Annotated in this window: 10 protein-coding genes and 1 pseudogene; 5 read left to right on the top strand and 6 right to left on the bottom strand. The window is 42.5% G+C overall.

Annotated elements, in window-relative coordinates; genetic code table 11:
* Positions 1 to 358 precede the first annotated feature (358 nt).
* From IM477_RS21535 to IM477_RS21525, 3 genes are all read left to right on the top strand, one after another.
* Positions 359 to 1,939, top strand: coding sequence for a photosystem II high light acclimation radical SAM protein (locus IM477_RS21535; RefSeq protein WP_287733396.1), 1,581 nt, complete (start codon positions 359 to 361; stop codon positions 1,937 to 1,939).
* A 42-nt stretch (positions 1,940 to 1,981) separates the two neighbouring features.
* The gene (locus IM477_RS21530) at positions 1,982 to 3,517 is read left to right on the top strand and encodes a WD40 repeat domain-containing protein (RefSeq protein ID WP_287733395.1); all 1,536 of its coding nucleotides are present in this window, start codon (positions 1,982 to 1,984) and stop codon (positions 3,515 to 3,517) included.
* A 146-nt stretch (positions 3,518 to 3,663) separates the two neighbouring features.
* Entirely contained in the window at positions 3,664 to 5,544 is a 1,881-nt protein-coding gene (locus IM477_RS21525; RefSeq protein ID WP_287733394.1) for a DNA-directed RNA polymerase subunit gamma, read from the top strand.
* 40 nt (positions 5,545 to 5,584) lie between these two features.
* Here the strand turns inward: IM477_RS21525 and IM477_RS23470 are convergent, their stop codons facing one another.
* Together IM477_RS23470 and IM477_RS21515 are read right to left on the bottom strand one after the other, a co-directional pair.
* A complete protein-coding gene (locus tag IM477_RS23470) occupies positions 5,585 to 5,974 on the bottom strand; it encodes a RidA family protein (RefSeq protein ID WP_502866554.1) in 390 nt (129 codons plus the stop codon).
* 484 nt (positions 5,975 to 6,458) lie between these two features.
* Complete coding sequence (locus tag IM477_RS21515; protein WP_287733392.1) at positions 6,459 to 7,568, bottom strand: DUF262 domain-containing protein; 1,110 nt, start codon at positions 7,566 to 7,568, stop codon at positions 6,459 to 6,461.
* A 90-nt stretch (positions 7,569 to 7,658) separates the two neighbouring features.
* On the opposite strand from IM477_RS21515, the pseudogene IM477_RS21510 reads away from it, so the two are divergent.
* Positions 7,659 to 7,846: pseudogene (locus IM477_RS21510) on the top strand (hypothetical protein); the annotation flags it as partial.
* Here IM477_RS21510 and IM477_RS21505 read toward each other — a convergent pair.
* From IM477_RS21505 to ileS, 3 genes are all read right to left on the bottom strand, one after another.
* Complete coding sequence (locus tag IM477_RS21505) at positions 7,844 to 9,055, bottom strand: ParA family protein (protein WP_287733391.1); 1,212 nt, start codon at positions 9,053 to 9,055, stop codon at positions 7,844 to 7,846. The pseudogene IM477_RS21510 and the gene IM477_RS21505 sit on opposite strands and share 3 nt — an antisense overlap.
* Before the next feature lie 10 nt (positions 9,056 to 9,065).
* Positions 9,066 to 9,500, bottom strand: a complete 435-nt coding sequence (locus tag IM477_RS21500) for a hypothetical protein (RefSeq protein ID WP_287733390.1) — start codon at positions 9,498 to 9,500, stop codon at positions 9,066 to 9,068.
* 103 nt (positions 9,501 to 9,603) lie between these two features.
* Entirely contained in the window at positions 9,604 to 12,462 is a 2,859-nt protein-coding gene (ileS, locus tag IM477_RS21495; protein WP_287733389.1) for an isoleucine--tRNA ligase, read from the bottom strand.
* Between the two features lie 209 nt (positions 12,463 to 12,671).
* Between ileS and IM477_RS21490 the strand changes: the two genes are divergently transcribed.
* Positions 12,672 to 13,244 (top strand): Uma2 family endonuclease, encoded by a 573-nt coding sequence (locus tag IM477_RS21490; protein WP_287733388.1) that lies wholly within the window; start codon positions 12,672 to 12,674, stop codon positions 13,242 to 13,244.
* A 428-nt stretch (positions 13,245 to 13,672) separates the two neighbouring features.
* Here the strand turns inward: IM477_RS21490 and IM477_RS21485 are convergent, their stop codons facing one another.
* Positions 13,673 to 14,404: an undecaprenyl-phosphate galactose phosphotransferase family protein gene (locus IM477_RS21485; RefSeq protein WP_002760967.1), complete on the bottom strand. Its 732-nt coding sequence runs from the start codon at positions 14,402 to 14,404 to the stop codon at positions 13,673 to 13,675.
* Between the last annotated feature and the right edge of the window lie 796 nt (positions 14,405 to 15,200).

The following is a 15,200-nucleotide window of genomic DNA, read 5'->3' as shown; positions in this document are numbered from 1 at the left end:
TTTCCTTGATTTGTACCCAGTAACGGGGTGCTGGAAATTCTCTTAATCCCTCCTACAGCATAGGTTATGGCCTTTTGTCAACGGGGAAGTCCAGTAATACTAAACCCCTTGAGTCTAGGCCACATATCAGGAAAGACACTCATGCAAAAGGGGAAATAAATAATCAGTTTTTAATAACTGGATTTAGGATCAGAATATTTTCATGCTTGACGGTGTAACTTGTTGCATCGGGACTGACGACCGACTCCTAACCCTAGGAACAGCAAACCCTACTTATAACCTTTTCCCAGACAAGCCGGACAAAGTTAAGTTATATTAAGATTACTCAGAATGCGTCCCCGTCCCCTTCAGAAATCTCATGACTCAACCGCAAGCACAACGCATCCTCTACGTTAGACTCCCCTGTAACCCCATTTTCCCCATCGGTGTCGTTTACCTTTCCGACCACGTTCATAAACTATTCCCCGACATCGAACAAAGGATTTTTGACCTTGGTACCGTCCCCCCCTTAGACTTTAACCAGGCACTCGATCGCTGTGTTGACGAATTTCGGCCGACCCTGCTAGTATTCTCCTGGCGGGATATTCAAATATATGCTCCCGTCGGTGGTCGCGGTGGCAATCCCCTGCAAAACGCCTTTGAATTTTACTACGCTAAAAACCCCCTAATCAAGCTGCGAGGTGCTTTAGGAGGTTTAAAGGTGACAACCGCCTACTACGGTGAATTATGGCGCAATCAGGGACTAATTCGCCGCGGGTTGCAGCGGGCCAAAAAATACCATCCCGAAGCGCGAGTTATCGTCGGGGGTGGTGCCGTCAGTGTTTTCTACGAACAACTAAAAACCAAACTGCCCACAGGAACAATTGTATCAGTGGGAGAAGGGGAAACCCTGCTAGAAAAATTCCTCTCTGGCCGGGACTTTAGCGATGAACGTTGTTATGTCGTCGGAGAAACCACACCCCGGCCGCGTTTAATCCACGAATCCCCCACCCCCTTAGAAAAATCCGCTTGTAACTACGACTACATCGCCAGTATTTGGCTGGAATTTTCCTACTATTTCCAAGAAAACGACTTTTATATCGGGGTACAAACCAAGCGCGGCTGTCCCCATAACTGCTGCTACTGCATCTATACCGTCGTCGAAGGGAAACAAGTACGCATTAATCCCGCCGATGAAGTAGTTAAGGAAATGCGCCAATTATACGACCGCGGCATTCGCAATTTCTGGTTTACCGATGCCCAATTTATCCCCGCCAGAAAATTTATCGACGATGTAGAAGAACTATTAGAAAAAATCCTCGATGCTGGGATGAAAGATATACGTTGGGCTGCCTATATTCGTGCCGATAATCTCACCCCGAAACTGTGCGATTTAATGGTAAAAACAGGCATGAACTACTTTGAAATTGGTATCACCAGTGGTTCTCAGGAATTAGTCCGCAAAATGCGTATGGGCTACAATTTGCGGACAGTTCTGCAAAATTGTCGGGACTTAAAAGCGGCCGGTTTTAATGATCTGGTTTCGGTAAATTATTCCTTTAATGTTATTGATGAAACCCTGGAAACTATTCGTCAAACCATCGCCTATCATCGGGAATTAGAAAACATTTTTGGAGTCGATAAAGTGGAACCAGCCATCTTTTTTATCGGACTACAACCCCACACCCATCTAGAAGAATACGCCCTCAAAAAAGAAATTCTTAAACCCGACTATGATCCCATGAGTTTAATGCCCTGGACAGCCAAAAAACTGCTCTGGAATCCTGAACCTTTGGGGTCATTCTTTGGCGAAGTTTGTCTGCAAGCATGGCGACAAAATCCCGATGATTTTGGACGGGAAGTGCTGAAAATTTTGGAAGCAAGACTAGGGAAGGCCGATTTAGAATCCGCTTTAACCGCACCGATAGAAACTAAGAAAAAAGTCTTAATTCCTGCTTAAAAATTAATTTTAGTCAATCCCAAGGCGGCAATTAGCGTTACCATGAGTCTGAAATCAGGAGATGATCAAAATCCCTTTACCGGTAACTGCAAAATGACCGACCATCGCCCCCATTGGCTAGAATTAGCGGAATATATCGCCCTAGGATTAACCCTGCTTACCCTTATGTCCATGGGTGCGGGGTTTTTGCCTTTATTCCTCCTGGTCGTGACTTTCGGGTTAAATATTCTCAATCGTCTCCGAGAAAGAACCCTGCAACGTCAACGCTTAACTGAAATGACCGGTCATTTACAGGATCAGTGGGAAGAAGAAAAAGAAGCTTTATCAGCACAAATACAGTCCCTGAGTCCCGCGGTGGCCAGCGATAACGCCCGTGCGGTCGCAACGCGCTCGCTACGCGAGATCGCAGAATTAGAGGAGAATATTCTCGCCCTCGAACAGTCCTACAATCAAATTATTCAATATATCAACCGTAACGCGCTGCTCGAACGCATCGAACATCTGGAAAAATCCTACGGTCGCTTACACAGAGAGGTTTTTCCGATTAACGAAGAATCAGCAGATATTACCGCCACAAAAGCGGAAAATGAGCCACAAATCACCCTACCCGCCCTTAATTTAACTCCTACTTCCACCCCCGTCGATATCCCCCATTGGCACTATTATCGCCGTCTGGCCGCCCATCGGGAAATGATCACAGCGATCGCAATTACCGAGGATCAACGGTTTTTAATTAGCGTTAGTTGGGATCGTACCCTAAAAATCTGGGATTTTGCGAGAGGAACCCTGATTAATACGGTGGAAGCTCATGATCAGGGCATTTTAGCCCTAGCAGTCACCGGAAACGGCGATTATCATCTAGCGACGGGAGGATTCGATCAAACCGTTAAATTATGGACTTTAGCCAGCGATGCCAATAATCTGGAATTAAATCAAATTTTCCTCGGTCATCTCGGTTCGATTCACGGCCTAGATTTTGCCCCCCGTTGGCATTTTTTGGTTAGTGGTAGTTACGATCAAACCCTAAAACAGTGGAATTTAGAGCAGGAAACCGAAGAATTTAGTTCCTATGACAGTCTGGGGGCAATTTATGCCCTAGCAGTGGCTCCTAATCAAGATTTTATCGCCGCAGCTGGAGGTGATGGCACTGTCACCCTCTGGCAATTAGGATCGGGAGAAAAAATCGCCGTCTTATCAGGTAACGTTTCTTCGGTGCAGAGTCTTGCGATCGCTGCCGATGGTCAGATTATTGCCGCCGGTTGTGTGGATGGTACGGTGAAAATCTGGCAATACGATCGAGAGAAAAGCGGTCATTTTGCGCCAATTCGGGTGATCAATGCCCATAATGGTCAGGTGACAAGCTTGGTATTCGGAGAGGAGGGTCAATGGTTATTTACGGGGGGAACCGACGGAGAGATTAAAATCTGGTTAGCCAATTATCAACAGGCGATCGCAACTCTCAGCGCCACCAATGAGCGATCATCGCCAATTTCCAGTTTAGTTCTCAGCCCCGATTATTGCCACCTAGCGGCGGCGGCGGCCGACGGCAGCATCACCATCTGGGAAAATATCACTTAATGGTCGATCGAACTAGAAAAATTGTATAATGTAATGTCCCGGACTCGGTCGGGCCAGTTTGACCCGAAGAAAAAGTGACTGAGTTAACTGTCGTTTCTGCCCAATAGTTGTCAACCCAGATCATTACCCATAGTAAAAAATTCAGAATGAAGACTCCAACAGATCAAAGATTTGATTACGTCAAAATCGGTTTAGCGTCCCCCGAGAGAATTCGGCAATGGGGAGAAAGAACCCTACCTAACGGTCAAGTCGTCGGAGAAGTAACCAAACCAGAAACGATCAACTATCGGACTCTCAAACCGGAAATGGATGGGTTATTCTGCGAGAAAATTTTTGGCCCCTCGAAAGACTGGGAATGTTGGTGCGGTAAATACAAACGCGTCCGTCACCGGGGGATTGTCTGTGAACGTTGCGGGGTAGAAGTCACCGAGTCGCGGGTACGTCGTCATCGCATGGGTTTTATCAAATTAGCCGCCCCCGTCACCCACGTTTGGTATCTTAAAGGTATTCCCAGTTATCTCAGTATCCTGCTCGATATGCCCCTGCGAGACGTGGAGCAAATCGTCTATTTTAATGCCTATGTGGTTCTCGATCCGGGTAACGCGGGCAATCTTAGTTATAAACAACTCCTCAGCGAAGATCAATGGTTAGAGATCGAAGAAGAAATCTACGCGGAGGATTCGGAATTAGTCGGTATTGAAGTGGGTATCGGGGCCGAGGCTATCCAAAGACTCTTACAGGAAATTAACCTGGAAGAAGAAGCGGAAAGACTGCGGACGGAAATTGTCGAAAGTAAAGGGCAAAAACGGGCAAAATTAATTAAACGTCTCCGGGTAATCGATAACTTTATCGCCACGGGTTCTCAGGCAGAATGGATGGTTTTAAGCGTAATTCCCGTGATTCCCCCCGATTTACGCCCGATGGTGCAGTTGGACGGCGGCCGTTTTGCCACCTCTGACCTGAACGATCTCTACCGTCGGGTGATTAACCGCAATAACCGTTTATCCCGTCTGCAAGAAATTCTCGCCCCCGAAATTATCGTCCGCAACGAAAAACGGATGTTACAGGAGGCCGTCGATGCTTTAATTGATAACGGTCGTCGCGGTCGCACGGTGGTGGGAGCCAATAATCGCGCCCTGAAGTCTTTATCGGATATTATCGAGGGTAAACAGGGGCGTTTCCGTCAAAATCTCCTCGGTAAACGGGTTGACTATTCGGGACGTTCGGTTATCGTTGTCGGCCCGAAGTTGAAGATCTATCAATGCGGTTTACCCCGGGAAATGGCGATCGAATTGTTCCAACCCTTCGTTATCCATCGTTTAATTAAATTAGGCATCGTCAATAATATCAAGGCGGCCAAGAAAATGATCCAACGGGGGGATGTCAACGTTTGGCACGTCTTGGATGAAGTGATCACGGGACACCCGGTGATGTTAAACCGCGCCCCTACCCTGCACCGTTTGGGCATTCAAGCGTTTGAACCGATATTGGTGGATGGCCGGGCGATTCAGTTACATCCCCTCGTCTGTCCCGCTTTTAACGCTGACTTTGACGGAGATCAAATGGCCGTACATATTCCCCTCTCCCTGGAAGCACAATCGGAAGCGCGCTTATTGATGTTAGCCTGTCATAATATTCTCTCACCGGCGACCGGTCGCCCGATTGTTGCCCCTTCTCAGGATATGGTTTTGGGTTGTTATTATCTCACGGCCGAAAATCCCAAGGCCCAAAAGGGTGGAGGTCGTTATTTCGCCAGCATGGATGACGCTATTCGCTCTTTCGATCAGGGATTGGTGGATCTACACGCTTCCGTGTGGTTGCGTTTACCCGTTGGAGAAAAGGTGAAAACCAATAAACCCGATGAGGAAGTCCTGGAAACGGAAACTCTCCCCGATGGCAGCATCTGGAAATATTATCGGGAGCGCAAAACCCGCGAGAAGGATGGTGAGATAATTTCTCAGTATGTGCGTACTACTGTAGGGCGAATTATCTACAATAAGACGATTCTAGAAGCTTTGGTAGTCTAGAGAGAGATTAGGTTAGGGTGGGCATTGCCCACCTTAATTTTTAGGCTAAAGCGGCAATACATTCTATTTCCACTAGCACATCTTTGGGAAGACGGGCCACTTCCACACAGGCCCGGGCCGGGGCAGTTTCCGGGGGGAAATAACGGGCATAAACTTGATTCATCGCCCCGAAATTGGCTAAATCCGACAGAAAGACGGTAGTTTTCACCACATTTGACCAATTAGCCCCAGCAGCGGTTAAAATGCCCTCTAGATTGGCCATAACTTGTTCGGTTTGGGTGCTAATTTCCCCGGAGACGATTTCACCCGTGACGGGATCTAGGGGAATTTGTCCCGCAACAAAGAGAAAAGGACCGGTAGCGGCGATCGCTTGATTATAGGGACCCACAGGGGCCGGAGCTTTATCAGTACGGATGACCTGATTATTCATATGACGTTGCAATTCTGCATCTAACTCTTTTAACAAACCATATATTTTATCAAAATCACGTTTAGTTTTAGAAGGAGCGTCATAAGTTGGCAAAGTACCTTTAGTATGAGTATGAGCCGCTCGATTGCGACTATCTTTTAGATTACCAAGATAACCTTTTAAAGCACTAATTTTACCAGTTTTTTCTAACTTTTTTTCGATTTTTTCTAATGTTGCTAAACCAATAACCATCATCAACATTTTTCTAAAAGGTTCATATTCAAAACTATGAGTACCACTAATAGTCTTATCGATGAATTTTTTGTTAGCTTCGGACTTTAAGCATCGTTTAGCACATCTTAAAACTATATCATCCATAGTTTCCTCGATCCAGCCACATAATTCTATAAGAGCTAGTTTGGAATAAGAAGAAGTTTTTTGATTATCAGCTGTAGGGTCATCATAGAGTTGATCAAGCCAGTTTAACGTCTTGAGTAAATAATCTTTAGTAATCATTACCAGTAGATGAAAAAATTTTGATAGATGTATTAATTCTCTCTAAAGCCTTATCTTTTTGATAAATACCACTAGCTAAATTTTTAGTCAAAAATGGTTCAGATTTTATTAATCTAGAATACTTGTCTTGTAATTCACCATTGGAGAGATTGACTAAAGTATCTAAATTCTTGGCAACTCCTAAAAGAATTCCCTCAGCAATAACTTTACTGGTTTTGAGAGGTTCCTCTTTGAAGATTCTATCATAAATCAAGTCAACGGTTTGCTTAAATAATTCATCTTTATCTTGAATAAAATCTTCATGAGCAAATCTATGTTTATACATATAATCATTTAAAAATCTGGTCAATTTCCCCTTGTAGTTCTGGTATTCATCATAAAAAGCAAAGAAACGAAGCACTAATTCTTCATCTTCAAATCGAGATGCTTTTTGCTGCTCTCGATCCATCAGCAAAAGCCAGTTTTCATATTGAGCGCATTTTTTTAAAAAACTATTAAACTCGCCATTATAGATACAATTTCTGATCTCCTGATTATTGAGTTTTACTCCACCGGTATTTAAGCGATGGAAAATGGTAAAAATATAATTATTATGAGCTTTTTTGCTGGAGTCATAGCGAATCACCGTGATGGGAATAGTCATATTTTCTACGCGTTCATATAATTCTTCATGCTGAGTTTTTATTTCCTCAACTGTTCTTCCAGAAATAGACGAATCTACATCGGGTAATTTTGATAGCCTCCAATCTTCAGTAGTTAAAAATTTGACGATGGTATTAATTCGTTGTAATCCATCGATGATATAGCGTTTATCTGTCTTATAGTCAAGACTAATACACATACTAGGAATCGGTAACTGTTTCATTAAACTATCAATAAAACGAGTTTGTTGTGGAACATTCCATACCACATCTCTTTGAAAATCTGGATCGATAACCAATTGTTTTTTTTGATACATTCTAACTAGATCAGAGCAGGATCGCTGCTCATTGTAAGCAATAATATCTACAGGAGGAAAATCCACATCATCTTCTTCCTCTAGATACTTTTCTTCTTCGGCTGCTAGTAATTTCTCTTCTTGACTGAGATAATTAACCATAATTTTTATCCCTCCTAATATTGCCAATTCAAAAATGAAACGCACGACTCCTTAAGAGTTGACAGACAAAGGATCATCAGGTACTGTCTGATCAATACAACAACAAATCAGACCCAAAAACGAAGCCACCAACATCTTAACATAGAACAAAGAAACTTGCTCTATCAACTTGGTCAAGAGGGAAATTTATCTCAATGGCAAATGGCAGCTGGGATGTCATCAAAGCACTACCAAAGCGAGAATTAAGAAGGAATCAAGGTTCCCTCGGATGCTATCTACTGAAAATTGGTATCTTCATCGATTAAGTTAGCAATGGGAGTATAATAATCCAGTAATCCAGTGACAGGATAACGGTCTGCTAGAGCGATCGAGGGAATATAAGGTATGATTAGATAGTCTTCTGAATCTATATCTAAATCATGATCGGTAGTTTCATCTATATCTATATTTTTGTCAATATCCTTTTGTAAAATTTGCCAAGCATGAATAACTTTAGTTATTCCCGTATCACTTAAATCGGGAACGGGTGAAAAAACAAAATTAAGCGAAAGTCGGCCAAAAGAAGTCAAAGATTGCAAAAGAAGCTCGATTCCTTTTTGATTTTGTTCGTTAGGAAATAAAAAAATAATTGCTTCGTTGGCTGCCTGTAGTAAAGATAAAGCTCCCCATTCATTGATTCCAGAGCGCGAATCTACTAAGATAAGATCAGGTTTTAACTTATTTTGAATCTCTCGACTAAAAGTTGACCAGAGTGTTTCCCCATTATCGAGAATTGTTGTTGCTCGCAGATCATCAACTTTAGCAATGTAATCAAGACTCAAATAACCCGCAGGAACAATAAATAGTCTTCCCGTTGCATCGGGAATATTAACTTCTCCAAATATTTCAGTGATATTAATCTTTGCTGTTACACCTTTTGGTAAATAGGATTTTTCATAAAAATAGTCCACAATTCCGTATTTCGGTGAGGGATTTAAGGGGAAAGCTGTGCTTAACCCCGGTGCTTCTAAATCCAAGTCAACAGCTACTACTTTACGACCTCGCATCGCTAAAATCCAAGCAACATGAATTAAAGCAGTTGTCCTACCTACTCCCCCTTTAAAAGAATAAAAAGTTACGGTTCTAGGAAGACAAAGTTCGGGAGAAGACGGTGATTGATTTTGTGGATTAGTTGACCACAAAGCTAAATCTTGCCAAGTGTGAATTGATTTTTCGTCCAGAAGTTGTGGAGCTTTTAGATCGAGAGAGGCTGCCTCCTGAATAGTATATAAAGATATAAAACCTAAAAATTTATACTGTTGTCCTATGTCATTTTTAACTGCTTCTATTCGCTGAGTTGTTGATAAATTTTCAAACTTATCACTGACGATAGTTATATTCAAAAGTCCAGCAGTAGATACATTGATATCAACCCATTCTTGTGCTTCTTTTTGAACATATATATCTGTTAATTTTTGTTTCAGTGATCTTAACCAAGTTTCTGACATAAGTATCTCCTTAAAGTTGAGTAGCTTGTTTCTGAAGCCATTGTTTCAGAACTGTATAAGCTGATAACCACTCTTTGTATTTATCGTCATTCGGTTCACTGCTGGAATAACGCATATCTATAAAATTTTGACTAGGATTTTCTACCGGTTTTTCTACTATATTAATCCATTTTATCACGTCTGGATAATTTTGAACTCTCGAATAGAGACGATTATTACTTTTTAGAGCAGCTGTCAAACTGTGACCCGGATTAGTTATGGTATGTCCGGGGTTATTGGACTTAGTTTTCCATTCTTGACTGGATACCGAAGCTAAGATCATAGATTTCAGCAAACATTCGATCGTAATACCTCCAAAGTGCATAGCAGCTATTTTCCTATTAGATCGATCAAGTATTTCTGTATCTCGATGACGTTGTAAAAAAGCTGATTGGTAATCTTCCATCCCTAATTATCTATTCCCTAGAGTTAATACCTGTGAATAAGTTTTTAGCTGAGGATTAAACAAGGGTACTTTATTAGACAATAAAGCACCCTTTTAGTTTAGCTTAGAACTCTCCTTTTAAAGCGGCATTACAGCGCTCGCAAATAGTGGGATCATCGGCAAATTTTCCCACTTGAGTCGAATAATTCCAACAGCGATCGCATTTTTCGCCGTCTGCTTTGACAATTCCCACCGAAACAAAGTCCGATTCTCCTTTATATTCTGCGGTTTGAATCGCGCTAATATCACTAACTAATTCCACTTGGGAAGAGAGAAATAGATAACGCAATTCATCAACTTTATTCCCCGTCAAACTATCACAATTGTTGAATAATTCCAACTCCTGTTTTAAGGTTTCATCGGGAACATAAAGTAAAACTTTTGCCTCTAAAGAAGCACCGATCGCTTTATCATTTCTGGCAGTTTCCATCACCTTATTAACTTCGGTGCGTAGCTGCCGGAATTTCGCCCATTTATCGGCCAATTCGCGATTATTCCAAGCAGGATCGATGTTTAGCCATCCTGACTCAAATACCGATAAATAAGGAGTTTTGTAGGGGAGAAATTGCCAGATATCTTCCGCTAGATGAGACAGGACAGGAGCGATCGCTTTAGCGAGATTTTCTAAAGCAATAGCATAGACTGTTTGACAACTGCGACGACGGAAAGAATTAGGATCGGAAATGTATAAACGATCCTTAGCGATGTCGATATAAAAGTTAGATAAATCGACAACACAAAAATTCTGTACCGTCTGGAAAAAGCGGAAAAATTGGAAACTTTCAAAAGCTGCCGTTACTTCCGTAAACACTTCCGAGATACGATGTAACATATAGCGATCAATCTCCGGTAGATTTTCATAAGCTACCGCATCTTTAACGGGATCAAAATCATTTAAACTCCCCAGTAAAAACCTGGCAGTATTACGGATTTTATTACGGATATCTACCAACTGTTTAAGAATATTTTGACCGATATTCACATCATTGGTATAGTCCACCGAGGACACCCATAACCGAATCACATCCACCCCATAAGCGGGTTCTTTTTTCTGGTCTTTACCACCATTAATGATCACATTGGGATCGATGACATTCCCCAGAGATTTACTCATTTTTCGTCCCTGTTCATCCAAAACAAAACCGTGAGTTAACACCGTTTTATAGGGAGCAATACCATTAGCAGCGACACTGGTTAATAAACTCGATTGAAACCATCCCCGATGCTGATCCGATCCTTCTAGATACATATCCGCAGGATAACTTAATTCTGGTCGAGCATTAGCCACCGCATTCCAACTAGAACCAGAATCAAACCACACATCCATAGTATCCATTCCCTTGCGATAACTGCGACCATTATCGCGATAACTGGGAGGCAATAATTCCTCTACGGATAACTCCCACCAAGCATTAGAACCCTTGACCGCGAAGATAGCTTGAACGTGATTAATCGTCTCCTCGGTTAACAGAGGTTCATTCGTTTCTTCGTCATAAAAAACAGGAATAGGAACCCCCCAACTGCGCTGACGAGAGATACACCAATCGCTTCTTTCACTAACCATAGAAGTGATGCGATTCTTACCCGTTGCAGGAATCCAACGCACCGAATCAATCGCGTCTAAAGCTAATTCTCGGAATCCTTCCACGGAAGCAAACCATTGTTCTGTTGCGCGAAAAATTGTCGGTTTTTTGGTTCTCCAATCGTAGGGATATTTATGCTGATATGCTTCTTCTTTGAGTAAGACACCTTTTTCTGTCAGTGCTAAAATGATTGCTTCATTAGCATCTTTTAAGACATTTAAACCCGCAAATTGTCCCGCTTCTGCGGTGAAATTTCCCTTATCATCCACGGGAGAAAGTATCGGTAAACCGTAACGTTGACCGACGATATAATCTTCCTGACCATGGCCGGGGGCCGTGTGAACTAATCCAGTGCCAGAATCGGTGGTGACATAATCCCCACCGATGAGAATAGCACTTTCTCTGTCAAACAAAGGATGACGATATTTAGTATGTTCTAATTCCAGACCTTTAACCGTTGCTTTAATCGTCAAAGTCCTGTTAAAAGTGTCGGCCAATTTTTCGACTAAATCCGTCGCTACAATTAGATAATTAGACTCGCTAGTTTCCACCACTGAATAGTTTAATTCTGGGTTTAATGCGACGGCCAAATTCCCGGGTAAAGTCCAGGGAGTAGTCGTCCAGATAGCGACGGATAAATTAGGCAAAAATGGCGTTAAAACCGGGGTTGAAACTGACGTAATCGGAAAAGCAACATAGACACTGCGGGAAGTGTGACCTTCGGGATATTCTAATTCTGCCTCAGCTAAAGCGGTTTGAGAACTGGGACTCCAGTGAACCGGTTTTAGTCCCCGATAAATATAACCTTTCAGGGCCATTTTTCCGAATACGGCAATTTGAGCGGCCTCGTATTCCGGTTGTAGGGTTAAATAGGGATTTTCCCAGTCTCCCCAGACTCCATACCTTTTGAAACCTTCACACTGTTCTTTTTGCGTTTGAAGGGCAAAATCGTGGGCTTTCTGACGTAATTTCAAAGGGGTTAGACCCTCTTTTTCCGAGCTTTTGAGACTTTGTAAAACCTTCAGTTCGATCGGCAACCCGTGACAATCCCAACCCGGCACATAGCGCACTTTGTAGCCTTGCAGCAGTTTATATTTATTGATAATGTCTTTGAGAATTTTATTTAAAGCATGACCGATATGCAGAGACCCGTTAGCGTAGGGTGGTCCATCGTGGAGAATAAATAATTCTTTGGGGTTATTTTGCGCTAATTTCTCGTATATTTGCTCATCTTGCCAGAATTTCTGGATTTCTGGCTCACGTTTGCTGGCATTTGCTCGCATATCAAAGTCAGTTTGGGGCAAATTAACGGTATCTTTGTAACTTTTAGCGTTGGACATTCTGGCAAACCTATGGATATCAATCGTTTTCGGGATTCATTCCTAAATAACGTCCCTTTGAGAGTCGTTATCTCTATTCTGTCACATAATTGTAATATTTATATTACAAGTGACAATCATTGATCTATCAGTCTACCGAGATTGAGTCCAAGAGCAATGATTCCGAAAGGCTATAATTCAGTTATTCGAGGATAGGGAGCATGAGGACCATGGTGACGAATCCTAATTTTTTTTATGTCTCTCCAGAAGTGTATCTAGAAGGGGAAAGAGTCAGTCCGATCAAGCACGAGTACCGAAAAGGACAGATTTATGCGATGGTAGGGGCAAAAAAGCCTCATATTGTCTTAAATACTAATCTAGCCACTTTATTGAATATCCATCTCGATGATAGTCCCTGTCTTGTTCTCACTTCCGATATCAAAGTCCGGTTAGAGGAGGCAAATTGTTATTATTATCCCGATATTGCGGTGGTTTGTGACGAGAGAGAGATCAACAATACCGATGATTTTATTCTCTATCCCGTTCTGATTATTGAAGTATTATCGAAATCTACGGAATCCTTTGATAGGGGTGATAAATTTAGCGATTATCAAACCTGTCCCACCTTAAAAGAATACATTCTTATCCATCAAAACCAGATGAAAATTGAATGTCACCGTCGCGAGGATTCGGGAATCTGGAAAGAACAGATCTATGAAGCCGGGGATGCGGTAGAATTCACCAGTGTAGGATTCCGGGGATCGATCGCTTCTATCTATCGCAAAGTCCCCGGTTTGGTATGATTACAATTCTTTTTTGACATTGCACTTTTATGTCTCTAGGGATAGGGGTATATCTGTCTCCCTTTGCCTAAAAACCGAGATTATCAAGCATTTAATTCTATTTGTCAAACCTGTAGGAAGTTTTCCTTTTGGGTAGCTGTTCGTCAATACCAAATTAGGTTACACTTTATGTTTATGGGAAAGGCTGTAAATTGCGATCAAAAAACAGAAATTTAGCGATCGCTGTTAGTTCCCAACTGCCCTAGGGAACAATAAACATAGCTGAAAGACAGCACTCGATCGTGTAAGGTCAGGGCAAACCCTAATTACTGTCATAATATTTCTCAAAAAAAGCGGAGAAAAAAGCAAGTTCTGCCCTTCTCTCCTCCAGTCTAGCGATTAATTACATGGAAACAGCAGTGAGTAATTTTTAATTACTATTCACCGCTTTAGTAAGCACCGTTATTTTTGGGAAAAACCACAACACCGATAGTTCTGAAGATTACCCAGATATCGGTTAACCAGTTACGCGAATTAACGTAATACACATCCATCTGCACCCGCAGGGGATAGGGGATGTCATTACGTCCGGAAACTTGCCATAAACCAGTCAAACCGGGGCGAATAGTTAAAACTTTGTCGATGCGATTGCCATATTTCTGCAATTCTTCGGGAACTAAAGGCCGCGGACCGACGACGCTCATATCTCCTCGCAGGACGTTCCAGAATTGGGGAAACTCGTCTAAACTGGTTAAGCGGAGAAACTTGCCAATCCAAGTTATACGGGGATCGTCCTTAAGCTTGAAATTATCCTCGAATTCCGCCCGCAGTTGGGGAGAGTCTTCCATCAGTCTCTCTAATACCTTATCCGCATCCATTACCATAGTACGGAATTTAATACAGTTGAAATGCTGGAAGTTTTGACCGACGCGCTTCTGCACATAGAAGACCGGACCGGGGGAACTAATCGCGATCAATAAGGCTAAGATTAAATAAAGCGGCGAAAAGAAAATTAGAACCGATAGGGAGAAAACGATATCGAATAATCGTTTTGAGGTATCGCCGTCTAAAGCTATTAACCAAGATTTTTGATGCCGTCTACCAGAGACCGAAGGTTTGAACCCTCGCTTCATCAAAGCTTGTAGAGCCTTGACGGAGATAAGTTGGCTATTAGCAGTCATCTTACTCCTTCACATCACACACACCACACAGTACCCATGATAAAGCCACAAGACCGAAAAAACAAGTCTTCAGTCCAATAAATGGCACTGGCAATTTTAGAGCCTTTGTACTGAACAATCTCTAATTAGGGGTTGCTGAAAAAGTTTGTTGGTGGGGTTAGGAGTCAGCAGTCAGCATTCATGAGTCAGTAGTCAGAATTCAGGAGATTATTTTTATTTATTCTCCCCGCTCCCATCTCCCCCGCTCCCCGCTCCCCGCTCCCTTCTCCCCTGCTCTCCTATACCTTTTAAACAGGATTTAGTATTAAGCTAAGACGTATTTAAACCGCTTATTCTTAGATTAGCCGAATCTCCCCCCCTTGCCCTACCCCGACGTGGGGGTTGGGGGGTGTTGCCCTTTGCAAGAGTGCAAGAGTGCCTCTTGCCTCGTCTCAACAAGCAATTTAAATTACGAACAGCTTATAGGACGTTTTTGAACCACCAAAAATTAATTATGCAAGAGGTTTAATAAATAAAAGGGCATCATTTGCTGATGCCCTGTGGCTGAATATTTAAGTAGTTACGGATTTGATCCTAAGGATGAAGTATGCTCTTGTGTGCGCTCGTCTCCTGACTCGGAGAATTCTGACTCCCGAAAACGAAAACTTTATACTTGATCATCGGAAATTTTGGGTCTGAAACCCCGCCGTTCTAGGTTGGCTTTACGTTAGAATTAAAAGGCCAGTCTCGAAAACCAAGTGGACGGCGCAGCACCTTGAAAACTCGGCTTAGGGGGTTCCGACCAGAAAAGCTTGGC

Source organism: Microcystis sp. M090S1, assembly GCF_020246295.1.
GTDB lineage: Bacteria > Cyanobacteriota > Cyanobacteriia > Cyanobacteriales > Microcystaceae > Microcystis > Microcystis aeruginosa.
This window is presented reverse-complemented; position numbering and strand designations above follow the sequence as displayed.